Origin of the sequence: Bartonella sp. OT172YNZD (assembly GCF_042193725.1) — a bacterium.
In the GTDB taxonomy this organism is placed as follows: Bacteria; Pseudomonadota; Alphaproteobacteria; order Rhizobiales; family Rhizobiaceae; genus Bartonella; species Bartonella grahamii_A.
The window spans coordinates 21,197-45,661 of sequence record NZ_JBHILZ010000011.1 but is presented as its reverse complement, the minus strand read 5'-3'; the positions used below and the strand labels follow the sequence as shown (position 1 = coordinate 45,661).

Annotated in this window: 16 protein-coding genes, 2 tRNA genes and 1 pseudogene; 6 read left to right on the top strand and 13 right to left on the bottom strand. The window is 35.8% G+C overall.

Annotated features, from left to right (window positions below; genetic code table 11):
- Positions 1 to 175: 175 nt before the first annotated feature.
- From ACFIJS_RS06250 to ACFIJS_RS06240, 3 genes are all read right to left on the bottom strand, one after another.
- Positions 176 to 250: transfer RNA gene (locus ACFIJS_RS06250), tRNA-Val, on the bottom strand.
- Positions 251 to 348: 98 nt separating this feature from the next.
- Positions 349 to 711 carry a cell cycle two-component system response regulator CpdR gene (gene cpdR / locus ACFIJS_RS06245; protein WP_375613077.1) on the bottom strand — a complete coding sequence of 121 codons (363 nt, stop codon included), beginning with the start codon at positions 709 to 711 and terminating at the stop codon, positions 349 to 351.
- A gap of 863 nt (positions 712 to 1,574) precedes the next feature.
- Complete coding sequence (locus tag ACFIJS_RS06240) at positions 1,575 to 2,489, bottom strand: serine aminopeptidase domain-containing protein (protein ID WP_375650679.1); 915 nt, start codon at positions 2,487 to 2,489, stop codon at positions 1,575 to 1,577.
- 259 nt (positions 2,490 to 2,748) lie between these two features.
- Between ACFIJS_RS06240 and ACFIJS_RS06235 the strand changes: the two genes are divergently transcribed.
- Positions 2,749 to 3,216, top strand: coding sequence for an Hsp20 family protein (locus ACFIJS_RS06235; RefSeq protein ID WP_375650678.1), 468 nt, complete (start codon positions 2,749 to 2,751; stop codon positions 3,214 to 3,216).
- 136 nt (positions 3,217 to 3,352) lie between these two features.
- Here ACFIJS_RS06235 and ACFIJS_RS06230 read toward each other — a convergent pair.
- A tRNA-Pro gene (locus ACFIJS_RS06230) sits at positions 3,353 to 3,429 on the bottom strand.
- A 597-nt stretch (positions 3,430 to 4,026) separates the two neighbouring features.
- Here ACFIJS_RS06230 and ACFIJS_RS06225 point away from each other — a divergent pair.
- On the top strand, positions 4,027 to 4,392 hold the full coding sequence (locus tag ACFIJS_RS06225; RefSeq protein ID WP_375650677.1) for an iron-sulfur cluster assembly accessory protein: 366 nt from the start codon (positions 4,027 to 4,029) through the stop codon (positions 4,390 to 4,392).
- Between the two features lie 94 nt (positions 4,393 to 4,486).
- Here ACFIJS_RS06225 and mazG read toward each other — a convergent pair.
- The 8 genes and pseudogenes from mazG to ACFIJS_RS06185 all read right to left on the bottom strand — a co-directional run bounded on the left by mazG (position 4,487) and on the right by ACFIJS_RS06185 (position 17,765).
- A pseudogene (gene mazG, locus ACFIJS_RS06220) lies at positions 4,487 to 5,213 on the bottom strand (nucleoside triphosphate pyrophosphohydrolase).
- Positions 5,214 to 5,231: 18 nt separating this feature from the next.
- Positions 5,232 to 6,161, bottom strand: coding sequence for a lipid A biosynthesis lauroyl acyltransferase (locus ACFIJS_RS06215; protein WP_375650733.1), 930 nt, complete (start codon positions 6,159 to 6,161; stop codon positions 5,232 to 5,234).
- Between the two features lie 6 nt (positions 6,162 to 6,167).
- Positions 6,168 to 7,196, bottom strand: a complete 1,029-nt coding sequence (locus ACFIJS_RS06210) for a zinc-binding dehydrogenase (protein ID WP_375650675.1) — start codon at positions 7,194 to 7,196, stop codon at positions 6,168 to 6,170.
- Between the two features lie 57 nt (positions 7,197 to 7,253).
- On the bottom strand, positions 7,254 to 8,528 hold the full coding sequence (locus tag ACFIJS_RS06205; RefSeq protein ID WP_375650674.1) for a beta-ketoacyl-ACP synthase: 1,275 nt from the start codon (positions 8,526 to 8,528) through the stop codon (positions 7,254 to 7,256).
- Positions 8,529 to 8,543: 15 nt separating this feature from the next.
- On the bottom strand, positions 8,544 to 9,719 hold the full coding sequence (locus ACFIJS_RS06200; RefSeq protein ID WP_375650672.1) for a beta-ketoacyl-ACP synthase: 1,176 nt from the start codon (positions 9,717 to 9,719) through the stop codon (positions 8,544 to 8,546).
- Positions 9,720 to 9,727: 8 nt separating this feature from the next.
- Positions 9,728 to 10,012: an acyl carrier protein gene (locus ACFIJS_RS06195; protein WP_375622632.1), complete on the bottom strand. Its 285-nt coding sequence runs from the start codon at positions 10,010 to 10,012 to the stop codon at positions 9,728 to 9,730.
- A gap of 188 nt (positions 10,013 to 10,200) precedes the next feature.
- A complete protein-coding gene (locus tag ACFIJS_RS06190) occupies positions 10,201 to 12,519 on the bottom strand; it encodes an NADP-dependent malic enzyme (RefSeq protein WP_375650671.1) in 2,319 nt (772 codons plus the stop codon).
- A gap of 686 nt (positions 12,520 to 13,205) precedes the next feature.
- Positions 13,206 to 17,765, bottom strand: coding sequence for a hypothetical protein (locus ACFIJS_RS06185; protein ID WP_375650670.1), 4,560 nt, complete (start codon positions 17,763 to 17,765; stop codon positions 13,206 to 13,208).
- 655 nt (positions 17,766 to 18,420) lie between these two features.
- Between ACFIJS_RS06185 and hfq the strand changes: the two genes are divergently transcribed.
- From hfq to ACFIJS_RS06165, 4 genes are all read left to right on the top strand, one after another.
- Positions 18,421 to 18,660, top strand: a complete 240-nt coding sequence (gene hfq / locus ACFIJS_RS06180; RefSeq protein ID WP_375622626.1) for an RNA chaperone Hfq — start codon at positions 18,421 to 18,423, stop codon at positions 18,658 to 18,660.
- Positions 18,661 to 18,713: 53 nt separating this feature from the next.
- Positions 18,714 to 20,051: a GTPase HflX gene (hflX, locus tag ACFIJS_RS06175; protein ID WP_375650668.1), complete on the top strand. Its 1,338-nt coding sequence runs from the start codon at positions 18,714 to 18,716 to the stop codon at positions 20,049 to 20,051.
- A 149-nt stretch (positions 20,052 to 20,200) separates the two neighbouring features.
- Positions 20,201 to 22,027 (top strand): hypothetical protein, encoded by a 1,827-nt coding sequence (locus ACFIJS_RS06170; protein WP_375650667.1) that lies wholly within the window; start codon positions 20,201 to 20,203, stop codon positions 22,025 to 22,027.
- A 146-nt stretch (positions 22,028 to 22,173) separates the two neighbouring features.
- Positions 22,174 to 23,250: a COX15/CtaA family protein gene (locus ACFIJS_RS06165; RefSeq protein WP_375650731.1), complete on the top strand. Its 1,077-nt coding sequence runs from the start codon at positions 22,174 to 22,176 to the stop codon at positions 23,248 to 23,250.
- Positions 23,251 to 23,270: 20 nt separating this feature from the next.
- Here the strand turns inward: ACFIJS_RS06165 and argC are convergent, their stop codons facing one another.
- On the bottom strand, positions 23,271 to 24,203 hold the full coding sequence (gene argC / locus ACFIJS_RS06160; RefSeq protein WP_375650665.1) for an N-acetyl-gamma-glutamyl-phosphate reductase: 933 nt from the start codon (positions 24,201 to 24,203) through the stop codon (positions 23,271 to 23,273).
- Between the last annotated feature and the right edge of the window lie 262 nt (positions 24,204 to 24,465).

Below are 24,465 nucleotides of genomic sequence, written 5' to 3'. Positions count from 1 at the left end.
GATGGACTCCCCCCAAGAGGCGCCATCAGAACGCAAAAAAATATTAGAAACACTCCGTAAAGCATGCTCTGTGTAGAGGCATGTTGGGAAATCTTGTTCGCGAACCTTTATTTACATATTTCGTATCTTGGAAGAATAGGATAACGCAATAATTTATTTATACTATAAAGTTGAATGGTGGGCGTGACAGGGATTGAACCTGTGACCCCTACGATGTCAACGTAGTGCTCTCCCGCTGAGCTACACGCCCATTCATTGATGTTGCATACACCATATAGAATGACAAACGTCAATGCCTAATTTCGTTTTCTCTTTACAACAGATGCAAATAACTTAAAAAAATATTTTTTAAGCAGCGATAAGGATCTTTTCAACCTCATTGACGAGTTCACGTAAGTGAAATGGCTTAGAAAGAACCTTTGCATCAGGAGGAGTATCACTATTTGAATTGAGTGCTACCGCTGCAAAACCTGTAATGAACATTACTCGTAAATCAGGGTCAATCTCAGTAGCACGTCGCGCGAGTTCGATTCCGTCCATCTCTGGCATCACAATATCAGTTAGGAGAAGAGAAAATGGCTCTTCTTGTAAACGTTCATACGCGCTAATACCATTATCGAAATCGGCGACTTCGTAGCCTGCACGTTCTAAGGCTTTTACGAGAAAGCGACGCATATCGTTATCATCTTCTGCGAGCAGGATTCGTTTCATGATTATGTTCCAATGGCTCCATTTGTCAGAGTTTTGCCGCATCAATTATACAATATAGAGTATTTATAAAAAAGATGGTAAAATGCTCATAATTGAAATGAATGGCAAAATGGTTAATTCTTACATTCTTATTCAGAATACAGCATATTCGTTGTGAGTTGGTTAAATTCGAAATCTATGTGATTTTGCAAAAAGAAGGAGAGCTATAAAACTTTTAAGATGATTTATTGCTATCTTTTCTTTTAAATTTGCTGATTATTATCAGAATTCCATTAAAAAACTTGTGAAAAACGTTACTATAGGGACTTCCTATATCAAGAAATTAGAAGAATATCATGTTAATTTATTGTTTTTAAAAAGTTTTCCTAAGAAATAGAAATTTTATATTTATTTTTTATAGAGATTTGTAATAAATATTATAGATGCGCTTTATTTTCAGTTTTTTTAATAGATGAAAACTATTATTATTTCTAGATCTAATATTAAATTAGAAATTAATAATATGTTGAAAACAGTATTTTGATGTTTTATTTATAAATTATGTATCATGTAATATTAAGATAGATATATTATCTTTATTTTTATTAATTATACAAAATATTTTTATTTATATAAATAGTTTTTTATTAAGTTATTTTTTATGATATAAAATAATTTTGTTTAATGTAATGATATACTTTGTATATTAGTTTTTTATTAGAATGCGTGGTGAATATTTAGGTCATAGCTTGCCTGTAGAGGCTAGAAAACGAATCATATGAATAGTTGGAAAGTAAAATCTATTATATAAAAAGTGTTTGTAGATCCAACGCTTGTAGAAAATTTCTTTTTTGATAGGGCGGAGAGGAAATTAAGGTTTAATGTTATTTTACAGATACATTATCGGGAATAAATGCATCAAATGCTGCCAAAAATTGCTTTTTATAATCTTCGTTAACCATAATTGTATCCAGTTCAGCGCCTGTAATAGTAATACTTTCTGTCAGACGTGTGTATTGGCATAATTGCCGCACTTCAATGTTGTTTGCAATATTGTTTTGATTGGCAAGAATAAAGAGTGTTGGGATTCGTAAATCTCCGTGAAGTGCATTTCTCTTCACAGAATCAATCGCATTAAATACCGATGCCATCCATTGGGATGTGGGCTTAATTGAAGGGAACGGCATTTTATGCGTGTGTCCCAATTGTATATTTTTTTGTTTTGTTTTGTTTAATTTTTTCCCATCTTTCGCTGGTATAAAGCCAAGACCTACATCAGAAAGAAATTGTGTTAATTTATGTTGAAAACCATTCGTTTTATTGCCGAATGGAGCAAAAAGGGGAGAAACACAAAGCAATCTATTAAACTGATGATGAATGAGATCTAATCCGCTAAGTGCTATCAATCCCCCTATGCCATAGGCGAGCATAAAGTAAGGAGGCGGACAATTAGGATAAACAATATTTTTAAGAAATTTATATAAGTCATTAATATCATTATTTATATCAAAATAATTATGTCGGCTTTTTTTTCTTATCTTGAAGGATGTTTTTTCTTGATCAAACCAGTCAAATATTACTGTATGAAAATCGCGTTTAGAAATTTCATTTATTAATAAAAAATATTTTTCTAAAGTATTTTCGTAGCTTTTGAGAATAACAATTGTTCCCTTAGATTTTTCCACTTCAGGATATGTTATAGCAAAACGAATTTCGTGATCTATTGCTATTTTAAGAGTACCATGATGGATATTAGGAAGAGTGGAGCCCCAGTCTATGGGATAAAGAGGTGTTTCCAATTGAAATCCTTTACAGTGTATTTGCTGCTTAATGCTTTGACATTTATGTAATGAAGAAAAAAGATTTAAAAAGGGGTATATTATTTTTTAGATAGTTTTTATCAATTTAGGTCCCAAAGAGTTGAAATAAAGAAAAACGATTACCAGATAATATAGTACCGGTTGCCATGATGGGACCGCAGATTCACAAGTAAGTTTGCCATTTGGGAACTTTGTGAATTAATTATAAATTATAGTCGCTCTAGAGGAGGGCAATATTATGCGTCAAGTAGATTTTTCACCATTTTATCGTTCCACAGTAGGTTTTGATCATCTTTTTAACTGGTTTGATTCTAGAACACAACCAGATGAAGTTTCTTCTTATCCCCCTTATAATATCGAGCGTTTAACTGAAGATTCTTATAGAATTTCTATGGCTGTTGCTGGTTTTTCTCAAGATGAAATTGATATTGAAACGCATTGTAATCAGCTGATCGTTAAGGGAGATAGAAAGTCTGAAAATGATGATGAAGAGCGAGAATTCCTTTATCAAGGTATTGCTTCGCGTGCTTTTGAACGGCGTTTTCATTTGGCTGATCATGTTAAGGTTATTGGAGCAGAACTTGGAGATGGGCTTCTTCATATTCAGCTTAAAAGAGAAATGCCAGCTGAATTAAAACCCAAAAAGATACCCGTACAGATATCACCATCCATTACAAAAAATGATAACAGCGACGTTATCGTGTAAAGAAAATTTAGAAAATATGAGACCGAATAATTATAAATTTTTCTGAAGAATAAAAAACGCGAGGCAAAAGGTCTCGCGTTTCGTGCGTGTTCTCTTAAGAACCAAGCTTATTTTTTATTTTATAGTATTTTAAAAGTGGTCGGAGCGGCGGGATTTGAACCCACGACCCCTTGACCCCCAGTCAAGTGCGCTACCAAGCTGCGCTACGCTCCGAGTTCGTGTAGAACGATTAAATGACTGTTTCTTTAAAGGCAAGAGAAAAAATAAACAGAATAAAATCTAAAATGCTCTTGCACTGAGAGCTTTTAAAAGTAAAAATTTTGGACATCAATATTTTGTTGTTAATTCAAGATACGTAACGAATCTGTAAAATTCTTTGTGATCATTAAATTTTTAGCTCTATAGTTAATAGATGTATGCATTTAATTACTTTTGCAGATTGTGAAGGGGTATGAATTGAAGAAGGAGGGGAGCAAATGAGTGCGGGAGGTATATTTTTTCCTTATCTAATCGTTACTTTTCTAAAAAGATAAAGATTTTCAAAAGGAGAGGAGTGAATGTATGATATTGAAACGTTTTCCTTTGTCTAGAGTTTTTATAAACGAGGTATTTTGCATTTATGTGGACAAAAAATTGTAAGTTCTGGATTCTATAATCACAAATCTCATTTTATGGGTATGCGTTTTTATCCAGATAAACAAGGACAGAATGCTTTAATTTATGTTTTGTTGTTTTTTTCTAAAATACCAGACAGAATATTATAGAGGAAAAACTTTCAAAGTATCTATTGAACTAAGAAAAGAGTAAACGATGAGCCGTTTTTCGGTAATAAATTTGACGGAAGCAGCAGTGAATCGTGTTAAAGCGATTATGGATGCAAAAGATGCACAGGGTATTCTTGTTGGTATCAAAAAAGGTGGTTGTGCAGGGATGGAATATACAATTACTCTTGTCAAAGAAATGGGGATAGATGCGGATGTTGTTGAAGTGAATGGTGCCCGTGTTTTTGTAGCACATGATGCGGTATTATTTTTATTAGGGACGCAGATGGATTATGAAGTGACAACGCTTCGTGCTGGTTTTGTCTTTAAAAATCCTAATCAAGTTTTAGCATGTGGGTGTGGCGAATCGGTGGAACTTCGTCCTGCTACGCAGGATCAATATAAAACAAATTGAGCTGAGCTAAATTATAATTTAGTAATTTTAGGGGAGCTTGTTCTTTGAGGTAGGAGAAATCTAATATTTTTTATCGTTCATTTTTAGCTTGCTGTCAAAGTGCTTCCATTTCATTCAAGGATGCGTCAGTGAGTTTTTTAGATTGAGTGGATAGCTTTTCTTCAATATAGGCGAAACGATTTCGAAATTTTATATTCGTTTTTTTAATGCTTTTTGTGAATCAATCGTTAAATGGCGTGCGAGATTAAGGAGAACAAAGTAGAGATCTCCAAACTCTTCTTCGATCTCTAATTTTTTTTATTTTTGATGGCTTCTTTGAGCTCTTCGAGTTCTTCTTCTATTTTTTCAAAAACTTTATCACTTTTTTGCCAATCAAAACCTATTTTAGCTGCTGATTCTTGTAAAGAAAGTGCCTCTTGGTTTGTTGGCTGGATTTGTTTTACTTTTGCGAGTATGTTTGTGGAGGAATTGTTGTTTTTTTCTTTGCGCAATTTTTTTCTCAGCATTTCCAAAAACGTGAGGATGGCGTCGAATCATTTTTGCCGTGATCGCATAAACAATATCTTCAAAAGTAAAGCTGCCTTCTTCTTGTGCAATGGTAGCATGATAGATAACTTGTAAAAGAAGACCCCCAAGTTCTTCACAGAGATTCTTTCGGTTTTTTTGTTCAATGGCATCGATGACTTCGTAAACTTTTTCGAGCATATAGGGTATGAGGGATTCAAAAATTTGTTTTTTTATGCTAGATACAATCACTATCAGAATTTCGTAATGCAGTGATAATTGCAGTGAGATTTTTTTATATCTTTGGAAGCTAATATTTGCACTTCCTTTTTATGTTAGATGTCCCAACGTCTATGTAACCACATCCATTGTCCAGGATATTCACGGACCCAAGATTCAACAATATCATTTAATTTTTGCGTAGAAGCAGCTATATCGATATCATTTTTTCCATCACGTGGAAGTTCTACATGTTCATATAACTCTAAACGATGACGTCCATTAGGCAAACGAATACAACGTGCTGGATAAATATCACAGTCATATTGTCGAGCAAGTTTTATAATTAAGGGATTTGTTTTAAGAGGTCTGTTAAAAAACGTTCCCATGATACCGCGGCGAAATTTTTGATCAACGAGCATACCAACATTTTCACCTTCTTCTAATTTGGCTGCTAATGCCCATGCTGCACCGGCCTTGGAGGGAACAAGATGTCCCATAGAAGTTTGTCGTGCTTTAAGGACTCGTTTGGCAACATAGGGATTATTGGGTGGTCTAAATAATACTGTAACATTAAGATCAAAACTTTGTGCGCAAATAGGCAGAAGTTCAAAATTTCCAGTATGCGCAGTGAAAAAAATATGTGGTTTTTTTTCATTTTTTAATCGCTCAAATATTTCAACGCCTTGAACCTCAATGAAACCTGGCTCGTCCGCATGAGGATCAAAATCAAAAATTTTATCAAGAAAAATATATTCGGCTAAGAAACGTCCTATATTTTCCCACATTTCTATTGCAATCGCATGGAGTTCTTGCTCTGTTTTTTCTGGATATGCACTCCTAAGATTTGCAAGTGTGATTTGATGACGATGTAAAAGAGGACCAATTTTTTTTGCCAACCAAGAAAAAAAAGAGATTCCCATTTTGGCAGGAAAGCATTTTAGAATAAATAAAGAACCAAAGAGCAGATAAGCCCATAACAAGTAGGATATTTTTTTAGCTATAATTTTAATAAGATATATGAGATTTTTAAGAGAAAGCTTCATCATGATTTAATCGATTGTAAGGATAATTTTACCAAAAATATCACGGCTCTCCATTCGTTTTAAAGCTGTATCAATTTCATCAAGCCCAACAATTGTATCAATGACAGGGTGTACAGTTTTTTGTGCCATTTTTTGCATGGCATTTTTCATATTTTCCATACGGCAGCCAAATGAACCGAATATCTTAAGTTGTTGTTGGAATAATTGCATGAGATTTATTGGTGCTGAAACACCAGAGGTTGAACCGCAAGTCACTAAGCGTGCTCCTTTTTTCATACATAACAGAGAACCGTTCCATGTATCTACACCAACATGCTCAAAAACAACGTCAACACCTTTTTTTTGGGTTAATTTACGCACTACACCTTCAAAACGATCTTTACGATAATTAATCACATGATCTGCTCCAAGAGAGTGTGCTTTTGCAATTTTTTCATCTGAACCTACAGTTGTGATAACTGTACAGCCCATGTGTTTTGCAAGTTGAATGGCTGCAGAGCCAATACCTGAACCACCAGCCTGTATCAGGATTGTTTCTCCTGCTTGTAGTTTTGCGTTATCGAAAAGCATATGTTCTACGGTACCAAAAGTAATTGGAGCAACCGCTGCCTGCAATTCATCACATTGGGGAGGTGATGGAACTAATAAACGTGCTGGCAAATTGACAAGCTCACACGCAAATCCATCAAGGTGAAAACCATAGACTCCCTTTACATGACTGCAAAGATTATCCCGTCCTTCATGACAAGCTTGGCATACTCCGCAGGTTTGTGCACCATAAATTGAGACAATTTGTCCAAGTTGGAGATGTTCAACGCCATCTCCTATTTGTATAACCTCACCAGAGGCTTCTGCACCAATGATGAGTGGCATTTTTCTTTTCGCAAAAGCCATGCCACGCCATCCCCATACATCAATATGATTAAGAGCAACGGCTTTTATTCGCACAGTTACTTCACCTAGACTAGGTGAAGATGGCGGGGAAATATTGGTGATTTCAAGCCGACGATCATCGAAGAGTTTCAGTGCACGCATTACCATCCCCTTAAATATGTTATTAGGTTAGCGTTATAAAATTTTATTATTAAAGGATTATCCTTTATATGCAGTGATGACAAGACTCATATTTTGACCACCAAATCCAAATGAGTTGGATAAAACCGCATTGACACAGGCTTTACGGCTATGATGAGGAACAACATCTAAAGGGATAGCAGGGTCAGGATTATCATAATTTATTGTAGGTGGAAGTATCCCCGATTGAATGGTTAAAAGCGAAAAAACCGCTTCTATTGCACCAGCAGCAGTTAATGTATGCCCAATCATTGATTTATTAGAAGAGACTGGAATATGCTCTAAAAGATCACCAAATACTGTTGATAATGCAAGATATTCCATTTTCTCATTTTCAGGTGTTGAAGTTCCATGTGCATTAATATAATCAATTTCATTGATGGTTATTTGTGCATCGTTTAAAGCTTTGCGAACGGATTCAATTGCTGGTGATGCATCGGGTTTTGAACGTGTGCGGTGAAAATCATCGGCTGTTTCTCCACAGCCAGCTAAAATTCCTAAAACTGTAGCATTACGGTTTAATGCGCTTTGAAGAGATTCAAGAACAAAAGCACCTGAGCCTTCTGCCATAACAAATCCATCCCGATCACGGCTAAAGGGTTTTGCTGCTTTTTCAGCAGGATCATTTTGGGTTGAAAGAGCAGATAGTAACGAAAAACGGATGAGAGATTCTGCTGAAACTGATCCATCTGTCGCAATTATGAGAGCTCGATTTGTCTCTCCCCGTCTAATAGACTCAACTCCTAATTGAATTGCTGTTGCACCAGATGCACAAGCAGTGGAAAGTGTAACAGGAAGTCCTTTTGTGCCAAATGTTTTTTGAAGTTTTTCTGCAATTGCACCAAATTGTGTGGATTCAAAAAGCGTTTCATGGAGTTTATCCTTACAGACTTTAAGAAGATGTGTATAAGAAGGTTCATTATTGAATTCTTCCTCTTGATCAAGACTAAAACGTGCGGTCCATTCAAGTTCAACAGGAGGAGCAGCTAGAAAGAGTGGTCCATTAAAATTTTTTTTATCAACAGCAGCTTGTTCCAAAGCTTCTTCAGCAGAAAGATGTGCAAGCTTCTCAGAGAGAGCTGAAGCACCAAGTGTACTTTCTTTGAGAAAATCAATTGTTCCAGCGATATATGTATTTAATCCCTCAATGGGAAAACGCGTTATTTTGTGGATACCGCTTACACCGCTTGTTAATTTTTGCCAATTTTCACGTTTCCCTTGTCCCAGGGATGTGACAATACCTGCCCCAGTTATTGCTACAAGCGGACGCCCAAAATGATCATGATATTTCACTATAGAAATTCCCCTTCAAACAGCTGTAAGACGTACGACACCTTCAGCTCTTTTTATACCAATAATTGTAACAAATATTTCACGTACTTCTTTAGAAAAAGGTTTTTCATGAGGACTTAATGCTGGAAAACAGTGTTTTTTTTCAATTGAAAGTGCTGCAAGAGCTAGAGCTAGAGGAAATTGTGCTTCCCGCATATACCCAAATAATGTTGTAATGCCACGGTAAGATAGATCAGCATTATCAAGAGCATTTTGTTCTGCTTTTGTTACTTCGTGAGCTCCTGAGGCCGCTGAAATGGCTAGGGCAGATTTAGCGCCTGCAGTTTTTAACATTGTTGCGATTGACTCTCTAAGTGGAACTTTGGTTCTATCTGTTTGGTCTGTAATAATTTGGCTAATTTCAGCGTAAACACGGGCATTGCGTTTTTTTGCATGTTCTTCACTTTCAAGAACTAGGAAGATACCACCAGAACCGGCTATGACACCGCCTCCAGGGTGGATTTCACGATCCCACACTGGGCTCCATCCACTATGGGTTAAAAGACCACCAAGCTCATGCGCCAATAACATATCATAACTTTGTGCATTATAGGAACTTCCTACAAGAGCATGGGTACTTTGACCTGATTTAATACGAGCTACAGCAATTTGAAGTGCAGAAAGCCCACTGCCTTCTTCTCCCATAAATGTACGAGATGATCCAGTGACTTTGTGAACAATTGAAATGTTTCCTGCCAAAAGGTTTGAAAGTTGTGCCAAAAATAATGTTGGACGAAGTTCGGTTGAAAGAGCAACATTTAACATAGAGGCATGATCGGCAACTGTGCGCGCTTTAGAAAGAATCTGTGTATCAACAGTAATATCACGCTCTCCTCCACTTGCTGCTACGATCATATCCATTGTTGAAGTGAATTGTTCATTATTTTTCATGCCGGCATCATCAAGAGCAAGACCAGCTGCATAGGTACCAAGACGCTGCCATGTTCCCATTTGCCGTTGATCACTTTTTTTAGGAATTTGTAAACTCCAATCAATTTCAGGCAATTTATGAACCGTGTAGGGTGAAAAAGTTGTACAATCTAGGTTTGGTGTATGGATTGGATCATTTAAGAGATTCCAATGCTGATCAGTTCCTTCCCCCAGAGAGCTTATGAGTCCTATACCAGTGATGAATACAGATTGATTATGCATGATGAAAATTAATCTGCCTGTTTTAAGGCAACGAGATCATCAATTTTTGCACAAAGGTTTTTAAGAACAAAGTATTCTTCTGTTGCAACGGCACCTTCGTTGACTTCTTGTGTCCATTGTTCTAGAGGGACTTTTATTCCGAAAGCTTTATCAATAGCGAAAACAATATCAAGAAAATCAAGACTGTCGATTCCTAGATCGTCAATTGTATGACTTTCAGGTGTAATTGTATTGCGATCAATTTCACTGATTTCTGCAATGATATCAGCAACTTTATCAAACGTGGAAGGCAATGTACGGGTTCCTTATTATAGAGTTAGTAAATTCAAAATACATTTAATATTATTCTTCTAGCCTTTTTTTTCTTAAAAAAAAAGGCTTAATCCAGAATATAGCTGTCTTTTCTATAGAGAAAAGAGGTTTACAGTACATGAAATACTATATCTCAATATTTAAAAAACTTCGAAATTTTATTGCGCATTTATTTTACGAGTATATTTTTTCTATTGGCCGCAAGGACAGCAAGGGCTGTTATATTAACAACTCCCCGCGAAGTTACTGAAGGTGTTAAGATATGGGCGGGACGTGCTGCCCCGATTAAAATAGGACCCACATGGAGTGCATTTGTGAGGCTTTTAACAGTGTTGAGTGTGATATTGGCTGAATCAAGTGTTGGAAAGACAAGCAAATTAGCTTCACTTTTAAGACGAGAATCAGGAAAAACACGATCACGAAAAATTTTGGAAAGGGCAGCATCACCATGCATTTCACCATCCGCTTCTAAATTAGGGTGTAATTTGGCAAGAATTTCTGTTGCACGTCGCATTTTACGTGCACTTTCTGTGTTTTTAGAACCAAAGTTTGAGTGTGATAATAAGGCTGCTTTTGGTGTTATTCCAAATGCTTCAACTTCTTGAGCTGCCAATACAGTCATTTCAGCGATTTCTTCTGCAGAAGGATTTTCATTGACGTAAGTATCTGTGAGGAAAAGAGTACGTTGTTGAGAGATAAGCAAACTCATAGCAGAAAAACGGTGAACATTAGGATCAAGACCGATAATTTGTTCAATCAATTCAAGTTGACGTTCAAAACGTCCTTCTAAGCCGCAAATCATTGCATCTGCTTCTTCACGCATGACGGCAAGGGCAGCAATAGCCGTTGTTGAGGTTCTCACGACTGTTTTTGCCATTTCAGGCGTAACACCACGCCTTCCTGTATAATGAAAAAATAAATTAACATAATCACGAAAACGTGGATCATTTTCAGGGTTTATTAATTCAAAATCTATACCAGGACGAATTCTTAAACCAAAGCGTTTTAATCGTGCTTCTATGACATGTGGACGGCCGATAAGGATGGGTGTTGCTGTTTGTTCTTCAATGACAACTTGTGCTGCACGAAGGACGCGTTCATCTTCACCATTGGCGTAGATGACACGTTTACGTTTTGCTGTTTTTGCTGCAGCAAAAACAGGTTTCATTGTTAAACCAGAAAGAAAGACAAATCGATTGAGGATATCATAGTAGGCTTCCATATCTTTAATGGGTCGAATGGCGACACCAGTTGCCATTGCGGCTTTAGCAACAGCGGGAGCAATTCGCAGTATTAAACGCGGATCAAAAGGAGAGGGGATCAGATAGTCTGGTCCAAAATTGGGTGGTTCTTTTGAGTATGCACGTGCTACAACATCTGAAGTTTCTTCACGTGCAAGGGCAGCAATCGCATGAACAGCGGCCATTTTCATTTCTTCATTAATTGCACTAGCACCTACATCTAATGCACCACGGAAGATATAGGGAAAACAAAGGACATTATTAACTTGATTAGGATAATCAGAGCGTCCTGTGCAGATCATTGCATCTGGTCGTATAGAGCGTGCTTCTTCAGGCATAATTTCTGGTACTGGATTAGCCAGCGCTAAAATGAGTGGATTTTGAGCCATTCTTTTAAGATATTCAGGCTTTAAAACACCACCTGCAGATAGGCCTAGAAAAATATCCGCATCATCAATGATATCAGATAAAGTTCGTGCATCCGTTTTTTGTGCGTAATTGATTTTCCAACGATCCATAAGGGTCTTGCGACCTTCATAAACAACCCCCTCTAAGTCACTAAGCCAAATATTTTCAACTTTCGCTCCAAGACGAACTAAAAGATTAAGACAAGCTAAGGCAGCAGCACCTGCACCTGAGGTAACTATTTTTGCATTTTCAATTTTTTTTCCTGAAAGATTTAAGGCATTTAATACAGCCGCAGAAACAATAATGGCAGTTCCATGTTGGTCATCATGAAAAACTGGAATATTCATTTTAGCACGAAGTTTTTCTTCGATGTCAAAACATTCAGGGGCCTTAATGTCTTCAAGATTAATACCACCAAATGTAGGTTCTAAGGTCGATATTGTTTGTACCATTTGTTCTATATCGGATGCATCAATTTCAATATCAAAAACATCAATATTCGCAAATTTTTTGAATAAAACTGCTTTGCCTTCCATAACTGGCTTTGAAGCGAGTGGACCAATGTTTCCTAAACCAAGAACAGCAGTTCCATTGGATATAACAGCGACTAAATTAGCACGGGAGGTATATTGAGCAGCAAGATTGGGATCTTCATGAATCGCAAGACATGGTGCTGCAACGCCTGGAGAATAAGCAAGAGCTAAATCACGTTGATTATCAAGAGGTTTTGTTGCTTGTATTTCCAATTTTCCAGGTTTTGGGTGTTGGTGATAAAAAAGTGCGGCACTGTCAAGTTCAGCTTTTGGTGAACTGAAATCACTATTTCGTTCTCTAGACATTTTTATGATATCCAAGTTAGCTTATGTGTATATGAGATGTTTCATCTACGATAAGGTTTTGTCCACTAATAGATCCTCATTTCTCTGAATATCAAAATGCATGAGTATGAGCAAATTCTTCTGGATCGTAAAACCAGTTTGATGATTCTTTTTTGTTTGTATGCATGAATAATTTCATTGATAGCAGCACATTTTTTTCTCTCCTTAATAAAACTCGTAAAAATTGATCAGTTTACAAAAAAATAAAATATTTTCTAACGATTACATTATCAAGCCACTATTTTTGCAATGTTTACAAAACAAGGAAAGAACAGAAGAGCGTTTTCGATTAATTTCATCCGTTTTTTATAAAGTATATATTTTATTTAAAGTTTTATACGGAGGTAGAGGAAATTTTAAATAACAATTTGTAATTTATAAATTGTTTATTCAGCTCTTTTAAAGGAGACTGGAACGTTGAGACTGGAAGTTGTGTTGTTTATCATTCTTAGAATGATATGTTGTTTGATAAGTCATTACGCTTCTTTAGGTTATTGCTTAGGATATCAAAGAAAACCGGATGCCAATTATCCTAGCCTTTGAAGTACAAAGCTACAGTTTAAAGAAAAGTACTCTATGATGAGCCATTAAAACAACTGGAGAGAGAAAAAGTGGAAAAAATATCTTTTTCCACTTTTCTTATTTTTTTATTGGATTCGACTACTTGCATGAGCAAGCATAGTATAAACTTTTCCGGTATCTGATATCAGATATTTGCGAACTGAGTTGGAAGAACCAGAATTGCGCGATATATCACGTAAGAGCTTTTCGAAATCTGTAACATATTGATTCACTGAACGTTTAAACTCAAAATCGCTCATATATTTTCTCTTAATCATTTCAAATATTTTTTTCCCATTTAAGGTATAAAGGCGTTCTGTTACAATGTTTTTCTGTCCACGTTGATAATGATCCCATAGCTCAACAATGGCATTGTGATTAATAGCTTGCACTATACCAGAAGCTAATGAGTTAAGAGAGCTGTCTGCAGGAGATGGTTTTGTTTGCACTGATATTAAAACATCATCACTAGGGGGAGCATCATAAAATGTTTCTTCACGTGAAGCTCTTTCTAAGAGATTTGATACCCATTTATTTGGTCTTTTTTTGCTTTGATCTTGTTGCAAAATAGGCTTAGGTGGTACGATCTTTTTAACGGACTCAGTGGAATTGTCACCTCTTTGATTAAACATTGATGATGTAGGAAATGCCGATATCAGCTGTTCTTTTGCTCCCTTTTGCTCATTTTGTATAACACTGACTAGATCTTGTAACGCTGTAATCTGTTCATTCAAAGCTGTGCGAATTGTTTGTGTTGTTTCTTTTGTCTTTTCTGGAAGTTTCTTAACATTTTCATTGATATCATTATTAATCTTTGAAAGCTCTAAACGAACTTCATCAGCGGAGCGACGTATGTCTTCCGCTGCTTCTGAAAAACGCGTTGATGCTTCACTAACAAGCCTATTAAGTGATTGTTGGAATGAATTTGTGGAGTTACGCGCATTTTTATCAGAGCGTTCAAGTGCTAAGTTGAAGATTTTTTCATAATGCCCAATCATTTGATTAATTTCATGAGACTTTGAGACAAGAGCATCGCTTAATACAGAAAGCGTGTTATGTTTTTCTTCAAGTGTTGTACTAAGTGAATTTTCAGACTGTTCAAGAACATGAATAGTTTGGGAAAGTGTTTTTGCATGTTCACCAAAATTGCTCGTTATATGATTAATTTGTTCAAAGGTACTCTTTGAAAGTCCTTGCAGAATTTCAACATTATTATTGAGCGCTTGATTTGAGGCTGACAAATGCTCTACTACTTGGTCCGTGTTGCGGAAAAAATTATTCGTACTCTCATTAAACTGACCATCAATATTTTGAACAGCCGATAATAAAACATTACTATTTTCATGAAAATTGTAAATTGATTGATTCAACTGTGTTAAGATGGATGAGACATTATTAACAAGGTCTTCTTTCATAACCGTTATTGTTTGAAGTGTTTCAGAGTTAGCTTTGGTTAAGCTATTCACTAAAAATTCATTATGTGTATAAATTCTTTGTTCAGCTTCTTGTGTGGAGAGAGAGAGTTGTTTACCGATATGCTGTGTTAAAGAATCTATTGATTCCGTCGTATTTTGCGCTGCTTGATTTAAGTGATTTGTCAGCTCTGTTATTTTTCCAACATGTTTTGAAATTTGTGTTGCTGTTTGATTTTCTGCATCTTCCAGACGGCTCGTTACATCAGAGAGCTGATATCCTAAATTATTTTTTAAATTTTGCATAGAATGATGAAGAACATTACAGCGTTCATTAAGAACTTGCTCTATTGCTGTTGTTGATGTGTGAATAGTTTCATTCAATAATGCTTGTGCATTATGACTGGCTGTTGCGAAAGCTTCGACAGTATGCGCTGTTTGTTCAGACAGAACAGACAGAACTTTTTCACTGGTATCATAAACAGTTTTTTTGACATTTGATACAATACGATTGCCTGATTCTGAGAGAATATTTTCTGCTTGTGCAGTAACATTTGTAACAGATGAAAGAATTTGTTCACTCGTAGAAGAAAGAATATCAGAAGCTTTTATAATCTTATTATGCAGGTTATCTGTAACTGTATTAACAGAGTCTTCTAAGGTGACACGCATATTGTCAACACTGCTTTCCAGTGCTTGTTGAATTATCTGACTTTGCTCATTATTAATCATGAGAGACGTTTTTAACGTGTCAGAACGTTCTTCAATAACAGATGTTTGCATATCAATGGCTTCACAGATTTGGCTAAACTTTTCAGATAATGTTTCCTCTAGTGCTGTTGTCCGTTCAAAAATTTTGTGTGCACGATCGTCTAGATCTGTATCGAATGATTCCATACGCGTTTCAAGGGTTTCAAAGAAAACACCACTCGATTGAGAGAGAGTATTCTTTAAAATTTCGGCATGGCTTTCAAGGTTTTTGATATGATCTTGAACCGTTTCAGTAATGTTCTTATTATTGGCGACAATTGCACTCTCAACTAAATCTATTTGTTGTTTCAATGCAACATCGACACGTATATCACTTTTTGCAATGAGGTTATGGATTGTTTCCATCCGTTGCTCAAGTGTGCGTGCTTGATCGGCAAGAACTTCATTGAGGGAAAAACTATTAATCGCTAAAGAGTCACGCAGAGCATCGGCACGGATATCAATATTTCTCGCTTGTGCTTCTAAAGCATCTTGGGTTGTATTGCAGCTTTGTACAATGACATTTTGTAGTTTTTCAGTGCATTGAATGATGTTTGTAATATGATTCTCAGCTTGTTTATCAACGACTTGAACATTGTCAGCCAAAACTTTTTCAATGTGAGAAGTATTTTGGAACAAGACATCAATTTGATTTTTTAATGTATCCGCAATTTTATTCTTCTCGTTATCGAGCATATCTGCCATAAGAGCTCGTTGATCAGAAAGTTGTACTTTAAAATCTTGTGAACGTTCTTGTATGATATTAACAATGGCATTGTCGACATATTGAATTTCTTCTTTCAAACTTTCTTTACTTTTATCAATTGCAGAAAGAATAGCTTCACGTCCATTTGTAAATGCATGGGTAATGTCTGCTGTTTTTTCTTGGAGGTTTTCATTTATTTTCAAGACATGAGATTCCAAGAAGTTACCAAGTTTTTCAGCATTATCCTCTAAAGCCTGACTGCGTTCTATAAAGGAATCAATGATGGAATCACTATGTTCTTTAAGAGAAAGATCAACAGTTGCTAAACGTTGTTCAAAGGCTCCAATTGCTTGCGAGGTTACGTTATCAAATTTAGAAGAGAGTTTATGTGCTTGGTCGTCGAGCTTTAAGATTTTCTCATCAAAATTCTGTAGAGATTGATTATTACGATCAATAAGAGCTTTATCCAAAGCTTTAAACTTTTCATCGACAGCGTGCAAAGTTTGATCTGTTACTGCTTGTATATGTGTTGCAATTTTAGCAACATGTACTTCCGCTTTTTCAGCTGTTTCATTAAAGGTTTTTTCTATTTGTTTTTCATTATGATCAAATCGTTTTGCAAAACCATCGAAGTTTTTTCCTAACTCATGAAAAAATTCTGTGTTTTTTTGCTGAATTTGTGTTGTTGTTTCATTAAATTTTTCAACAAGCTGATTTGTTACGCCATCACCGGCATAGGAAAGTTTTTCAACAAGGTCTTCACCTTGTTTTTGTAAAGTTTGAGAAAGGGTTTGTGCAAGCTTTTCAACATTGGTTACAATTTTAGAGGTAACCAAACCAAATTCATCACTCAGTTGTTCTTGGGTTCCTTTAATTGTTGATTGTACGCGATCTGCGTGATTCAAAATGGCTATGCGTTCATTACTCAATTCTTTGATTAATGTGTGAATGCGTAATTCATTTTCAGCATAGGCTTGTTCTAGGTTGTGAACTTCACCTTGTATGATTGCTTCAAGTTCGACAGCACGTCCGAGGGTACGTTCAATACCTTCATTCATTGCCGCTACTTCTTCACGAATGGTTTGCCCTATAGCAATAGCTTGTTTTTCAGATAAATGTTGTGGTTCACTAAGGCGTTGTGCAGCATTTGTCATAAGAAGAGCAATATTATGCAAGTCGTTTGAACGCTTTGCTAATTGAGCAACGCCCCAAGATATAAGGATAGGAATTGCTGTTCCGGCTGCTACAGCGAGTCCTGTTGGGGATGTAACAAAAGTGCTGATATTGGATAAGGAGCTGAGTCCGGTAGGTGCGAGCTTATGCGCAATAAAAGCTCCTCCCGTTGCCCATAAAGCACTAAGCGCTGTTGTATACCAGTAGACTCGAGAGGAAGAACGCTGCTTTAATAGTTCAAAATTTACAGGGGTTGTTATATCATCATTTGCAGGAAGAAGTTTTGTAGACAACAGTGTATTATGAACGGTTCCACCTGAAATATCAGGTGAAGGTTTTGGAGCAAAAAGCTGTTCAACAACGGATTTATCAATAACAGCTTCATCATGAATATTAGAAACAAAAGTTGAAGTACCGTTTTCAGCAAAAAATTCTTCTTCTGCCTTTGCAATTTTTTGAATCAGATCATCGACATTAACAATATTTTCAGAATTATTGGATGATATCGTTTCAAATCCTGTGTCATTGAAATCAAAGTTCATAGCTTTTGTGAGGGCTTCTTCAACTTCAACTTCAAATGTTTGCAATTTGGTTCTGCGTGCCATACTCGCCTCGTACTCTTACAGACGGAAAAGGGATGCGTCCTTTTCCACATAACTTCTACATACTAGCTGTTAATTATTTAGAAAGGAATATGCTTAGGGAAAAATTTTAAAAACTTATCAAGATAAAGTTAATGCAGTTTCTTATGCCCTGTTTAAAAATGTTATAAAATATAGTAAAAACAATTTATTATTTGAATCTAACAAAAACAAAAATACTGTTTACAACTTGTGTTTATAAAAAACTTTATAAGCTGGTAGTCTTTGAAATAAGGCTAATTTAATAGCGGTTATATATACAGTAAGGTATGAATGCCTCTCTTTAATACCGATGATCGTGAATAAATATTGTTGTCCGCTTACTTTTATTGATTCTAAACGAAGCAGATTCATCATCACGTATAGTCTGTAGTAGCTTAGAATGTATAAAAGTATGCCTGTGATATTGTAAGCTCATAAAAAAGTAAACGTGGAAAAATTTTTAATTTAATATCGCTTTTCGTAAATTGCGCTTTATTCTTGCCTTAAAGAGCCGTTTTTTCTCTAATTTCAGTTGTTTGTTGCTAAATTTTGAAGCTTCTACGTTGACAATTGGATATTTTTCAGTCGATATGCATGCACGAATATTTTATGCAATTGAGATGAAGGTGTAAGAATAATGGTAGAGCGATCACAACACCTACAAGATGTGTTTTTAAATACGGTGCGTAAGCAAAAAATTTCCCTTACAATTTTTCTTGTCAATGGCGTTAAACTCACGGGTATTGTAACTTCATTTGATAACTTTTGTGTTCTTTTGCGCCGAGATGGACATGCGCAATTGGTTTATAAGCATGCTATTTCTACGATTATGCCTGGGCAGCCTGTACAGATGTTTGAGGGTGAAAGTCCTGAGTAAACATATCATTTAAGATAGACCTCTTATCCCATTTTAAAAGTACTTAAATTGCTATGATAAATGAAAATGAGAGATTAGGAGGGGTATTTTCGCAGAATAAAGGACAGGTGCGCGCACTTGTTTTGATACCGATTTTTCAAGAAAATAGAAGTGAAAGCTCTTTGAGAGAGTGTTCTATATCTTCTCGTGTTAAAGAGTCATTGGGGTTAGCGCGTGCTATAAGGTTAGAAGTTGTTAATTATGAAACGATTAATATTGCAACGCCTCGCTCTGCGACCCTCTTTGGAAAAGGTAAAGTAGATGCGTTAACCTGTTATATAGATGAATATTCTATTGAGCTTGCGATTGTAGATCACTTTTTAACACCAGTACAGCAGCGTAATTTAGAAAAATTATGGAATTGCAAAGTTATCGATAAAACGGCTTTGATTCTTGAAATTTTTGGGGATCGTGCACGAACAAAAGAAGGAGTTTTACAAGTAGAGTTAGCGCATTTGTCCTATCAAAAAGGACGACTTGTGCGTAGTTGGACGCACTTGGAAAGACAACGGGGGGGGCGTGGCTTCCTAGGTGGACCTGGTGAAACGCAAATTGAAGCAGACAGGCGTCTTTTACAAGAGAAAATTATTCGTATTCGTCGCGAATTGGAAACGGTTATTAAAACACGTACACTTCATAGAGCAAAAAGGAAAAAAGCATCTTATCCTGTTGTTGCTTTGGTAGGATATACGAATACAGGAAAATCAACTCTCTTTAACCGTTTAAGCGGTGCAGATGTTTTAGCAAAGAATATGTTATTTGCAACGCTTGATCCGACTTTGCGTAAAGTTGTTCTTCCCCATGGAAAAACTATTCTTTTGTCTGATACTGTAGGGTTTATTTCTAACTTGCCAACAAATTTGATTGCAGCTTTTAGAGCAACCCTTGAAGAAGTGGTTGAAGCGGATCTCATTCTTCATGTAAGAGATATGTCAGATCTTGATCATCGTGCACATGCCCAAGATGTTTTAGAAGTGCTTTCAAGTCTTGATATCGATATTGATGATATGGAGCATATCATGGAAGTTTGGAATAAGATTGATATGTTCGATGAGCAGGCATTGAATGTTTTACAAACAAGCGCAAAAACACGATTAAATCCTGCTCTCATGGTATCAGCACTTAAGGGGGATGGACTTGATCAATTATTAAGAGCCATTGAAAAGCGAATTTTTGGAGAGGTGCAAAGCATTGAATATCTTTTACAACCTCATGAAATGTCGCTTATCGATTGGTTTTATGAAAACTCTGCGGAAATAGTGCAAGAAGGACATGATGATGGGTCTGTTACCATTAGAGCCGTTATTACTTCTGAAGCAAAAAAACAATTAGAGAACATCAAAAAAATATGAATCAAATTTTTTAAAGCTACTGCTGAACATTTGTGCTTAAATTTTATGTTTTTCTTATCTCAAAATAATATGACAGTAAGTTAAGAGGATAGTTACTACTTTCTCTTAATAAAACAATATGAAAAAGTATTTTGCTGGTTAAGATAAAGATGAGTCTTAAGTGTAATAAAAGACTATTCATACGTACCGTAAGGCGAAGCATTTTGATTGTTTTGCTATTACAAATGCTATGTGTATCTTTGATTTGGTTGTATTATTATGTCCAGCCCCGTGGTTACCAAGCAACTTTAATATTTTCATTATCTGATTCTGTAGGAAAACCGTTACCAATTAAAAAGCAAGACAATGTTATCGCCTTTTTGTTTTCACAGCCTATGTTCTTCAATGATTCGCATTTTTCTTTAAGTGCTTTTTATAAGAAAAAAAATCATGAAAATATCCGTTTATCGCGTCATGGTGATTTTATCGATCTTACTTTTGAAGCTGAGACACTTGAAGCAGCTCAACGTGGATTAGAAACTTGGTTTTCCGCATTTTCACAAGCGATCATAAAACAGAAACAATTCTTGTTAAATGATAAATTAGAAGACAAACAATATGATAATACTGCAATCGTTAATATCGTACAGGGATTTCGGACATCTGTTGATTCTTTTATTCAACATGGTGTAAAACAAACAGAGCTTCATGATCTCTCTATGCAATTAACGGAAGCAACTTTAAAGCGTCTTCATTTAACAAGTTTAAATTCAACGATTAACATGATGCGTGAAAAGGGACAGTCTTTATTGTCTTTATCGTTTATTGCAGGTAATTCAGCAATTATTGCTCTGGAATCTAAACGTGATCTTTTGGAAACGCAAAGAGCACATATGGCGGCGCAATTGGGGTGGACACATCCTCAAATTAAAGCAATGACTGCAGAATTAGAGACAGTTTCTGATCAATTAAAAAATAAAATTTTACAAATTGTTTATCAAATTCATTCAGATGAGGCTATTGCAACGGAATTAGAAAAACAACTCAAAAAAAGAATAAACTTTTTTGTAAAAGATCAATCCCAATCTTTGAATAAAATATTTAATGAGTTTGAAAATAAAATAAAAGCAGCAGTCGATGCACAAAATAAAGCGATGAGCAAGTCTGCTCAACGAAGAGAAAAAATTATTGGTTCATATCCGAGATTGAGTGATGATTCTCTTCTCTTACAAGATACAAATATCCACGTGGTTATGCCAACAACGTTAGCACCAATTTCTTTTATAGCTCTTTATGGAAAAAATATTTTTGTGAGTGCATTGGCCAGCTTCCTTACTCTTTTGCTAGGAATATTGTTATTTTATCCGTGCTTTAAAAGCAAAAAAGACCAACTCTCAGAAGAGGATTTGAGATCAAAAGAAAATGCTCTTAAGAAGAACGAGAGTATTTTAGTCTCTCAAGAAATGAAAAATCTTGAAGCTTTTATTACGATAGAGGGATTATCTGATATTTTGAAATGGCGTGCTTCAACCATTATTTCAATCATTGGACCAGAGGCTGCACGGACAGCGGCAAAGCTTTCACTTCATCTCACAAAAGAGAACAAAACAATTTTGTTAGTCGATATTTCTGGTCAACAAATAGAGAAAGTCATTGGTCCACATCGCGGACTGAGTGATATTTTAACGGGCAATGCCCAGTTGCATGATGTTATTTACCGTGATTATGATACGGGGGTCGATATTCTCCCTCAGGGGTTAACAAGTACTATTTCTGCACAAGATTTTTCAAATGACATTTCTTATATATTACAAGAATTTAAAAAAGAATATGACTTTATCATCCTAGAGATGACAAGCGAACCAAAATATGGATTTGAGCAATTTGCAGAGCTAACAGACTATTATATTTGTAATACTGTTCTTAATGAACAAGAATGGATGATGCGGATGGTAAGCACCTTTCCAAAGACTGTTTATCGCGTTGTTGCATCATAAACTTCGTAAAAAAGAAATATGTATCGCATGTTATAGTGGTACGTTTGTTTTTTGTTAAAGTTATAGTACATACTAAAATACACAAAGATTTAATGTTTAAATTTTAAAATACATTGTAGTTGGAGAGAAGCGTGGGGCAATCAGAGATGGCAGTAAAGAGATTAAACAATAGTATTTTAACGCCCGTGCAAAAGAAAAATAGAAAACAAATACAGATGTGGCTTTATTCTATTTTATTGCTTTGTTTAGCAATTGTCTTAGTGGGTGGCGCTACTCGTTTGACGGGATCAGGATTATCTATAACCGAATGGAAGCCAATACACGGCGTTATTCCACCGATTGGTGTGGATCAATGGCAAGAGGAATTTTTAAAATATCAACAGATAGCACAATATAAGCTGTTTAATTCTGATATGACCTTAAGTGCTTTTAAGGTCATTTTTTGGTGGGAATGGGCGCATCGTGTTCTTGGGCGTCTTGTTGGTCTTGTCGCTTTATTGGGGCTCATTTGGTTTTGGGCGACTAAGCGTGTTGAAAAAAATATCTTACTCCCGCTTATTGTCGTGCCTATTCTTATCGCCTTTCAAGGTTTTATTGGTTGGTGGATGGTTTCTTCAGGGATTGGGGAAAGTGATTTAACAAGTGTGAGCCAATATCGTTTGGCATTTCATCTTATAACGGCATGTTTTGTTATTGTTTTTGTTACTTATTTATCTCGAGGACTTGCAGAATACTCAGAAAAACCAGCAAATCAAAAGGTGCAATATTTTGCGGCTTGGCTTGTTATTCTCGTCTTGATAGAGATTTATTTTGGAGCTTTGGTTGCAGGGCTTCATGCTGGAAAAGTTTATAATACATGGCCTCTTATGGATGGGCAGATTATTCCTGATGGATTGTTGCAGCATCGTCCTGTTTGGCTCAATTTATTCGAAAATTCCTTAATGGTTCAATTTATTCATCGGTTTTTTGCTTATTTTTTATTTATTGTCGCAGTTATTCATGCTTTCTATGTACAAAAAAATGTTCCACATTCAACCCATTCTCGTCGTGCATTTTTTATCTGTGTTATGATTATTATTCAAGCACTCTTGGGTATCTTAACACTGTTACACGAGGTTCCGATAAGTTTAGCGCTTATTCATCAAAGTATGGCACTAGCAGTGTTATGTTTTGCGGTTGCGCACTGGCGAGCAACGAAAGGGGCATATCGCGTTGTTGAATAAAAGTATGTGTTTAGGGAGGTTTAGTTGCTTGAAAGCATTAAATCGAGGTTTTGGATAGCCGCAGCTGATGCGCCTTTTCCTAAATTATCGAATATGGCGCTAAGATTAAAAATACCTTCACGATCATTTCCAAATACGAACAGTTTCATATCATCTTTATTGCCTAAACACTCTGGATTAAGTCTTTGAAGTGAAACAGTTTCTTCTTGTGATGCAACTAAAATGGTATTTTGTCCATCATAATGGTTTGCGAGAATTTCGCGCAAATCAGAACAGTTTGCTGATTTTGTGAATAAATGGCGATGCAGAGGAAGATTCACAATCATTCCCTGGGGAAAACGACCAACACTTGGTATAAAAAGTGGGGTTTGATTGATTTGTCCATAGATTTTGATTTCTGGCACATGTTTGTGTTCAAGATTAAGACCATAGATAAAATAATTTTCCTGAATATTTTGTTGAGATTGATTTTCCATTTGTAAAATCAACTGTTTTCCACCACCGGTATAGCCGGAGATTGCATTAATCGAGATGGGATAATAGGCGTCTAGCAGTCCTGCTTCACGGAGTGGGCGAATCAAACTAATAGCACCGGTAGGGTAGCATCCGGGATTGGTTACATAATGTGCTGCTTGGATGCGCTTTCTTTGTCCTGCTGTCATTTCAGGAAAACCGTAAACCCAGTTTGGTGCAACACGGTGGGCTGTCGAGCTATCAATAATCCTAATGTTTTTATTTTTTTTAAGCCAATGAACTGTTTCGCGTGCAGCATCATCTGGAAGACACAAAATAGCAATATCGGCTTGATTAAGATAGTCTTGTCGCAGATGAACATTATGGCGATCTTTATGAGCAAGAGAGAGTAGTTTTAAATCTGTACGCCTCTCTAAGCGTTTTTGTATTTGTAGTCCGGTTGTGCCATGTTCACCATCAATAAAAACTTTGGTTAGCATTCTTATTTGCCTTGTATTAACTTTGCCTATTATATTCAGCTTTTCACATTATAAATTATTTTTAATCATTAAATTATAGATACCTTTTGTAAAAGGTGTAAACAAATAAGAGTGTAAAAGAAGAAATGTAATCTCATTTTTACCATTCTTGAGAAGGAGGTTTTTAGCTGTTTTTATAACAAAGAATAAGATAAATATTTGCATCATTATTTTTGAGTGTAAGTGGTTTAAAATGTTTGGTTTGCATGGTTTGCTGTGTTAT

What these genes read in the sequence shown, in the direction of transcription:
- hfq (WP_375622626.1), top strand. Translation starts at nt 18,421, where the DNA reads ATGGTAGAGCGATCACAACACCTACAAGATGTGTTTTTAAATACGGTG.
- ACFIJS_RS06210 (WP_375650675.1), bottom strand. Translation starts at nt 7,196, where the DNA reads ATGCGTGCACTGAAACTCTTCGATGATCGTCGGCTTGAAATCACCAAT.
- ACFIJS_RS06185 (WP_375650670.1), bottom strand. Translation starts at nt 17,765, where the DNA reads ATGGCACGCAGAACCAAATTGCAAACATTTGAAGTTGAAGTTGAAGAA.
- ACFIJS_RS06225 (WP_375650677.1), top strand. Translation starts at nt 4,027, where the DNA reads ATGAGCCGTTTTTCGGTAATAAATTTGACGGAAGCAGCAGTGAATCGT.
- ACFIJS_RS06215 (WP_375650733.1), bottom strand. Translation starts at nt 6,161, where the DNA reads ATGAAGCTTTCTCTTAAAAATCTCATATATCTTATTAAAATTATAGCT.
- ACFIJS_RS06235 (WP_375650678.1), top strand. Translation starts at nt 2,749, where the DNA reads ATGCGTCAAGTAGATTTTTCACCATTTTATCGTTCCACAGTAGGTTTT.
- ACFIJS_RS06200 (WP_375650672.1), bottom strand. Translation starts at nt 9,719, where the DNA reads ATGCATAATCAATCTGTATTCATCACTGGTATAGGACTCATAAGCTCT.
- ACFIJS_RS06170 (WP_375650667.1), top strand. Translation starts at nt 20,201, where the DNA reads ATGAGTCTTAAGTGTAATAAAAGACTATTCATACGTACCGTAAGGCGA.
- argC (WP_375650665.1), bottom strand. Translation starts at nt 24,203, where the DNA reads ATGCTAACCAAAGTTTTTATTGATGGTGAACATGGCACAACCGGACTA.
- cpdR (WP_375613077.1), bottom strand. Translation starts at nt 711, where the DNA reads ATGAAACGAATCCTGCTCGCAGAAGATGATAACGATATGCGTCGCTTT.
- ACFIJS_RS06190 (WP_375650671.1), bottom strand. Translation starts at nt 12,519, where the DNA reads ATGTCTAGAGAACGAAATAGTGATTTCAGTTCACCAAAAGCTGAACTT.
- hflX (WP_375650668.1), top strand. Translation starts at nt 18,714, where the DNA reads ATGATAAATGAAAATGAGAGATTAGGAGGGGTATTTTCGCAGAATAAA.
- ACFIJS_RS06165 (WP_375650731.1), top strand. Translation starts at nt 22,174, where the DNA reads ATGGCAGTAAAGAGATTAAACAATAGTATTTTAACGCCCGTGCAAAAG.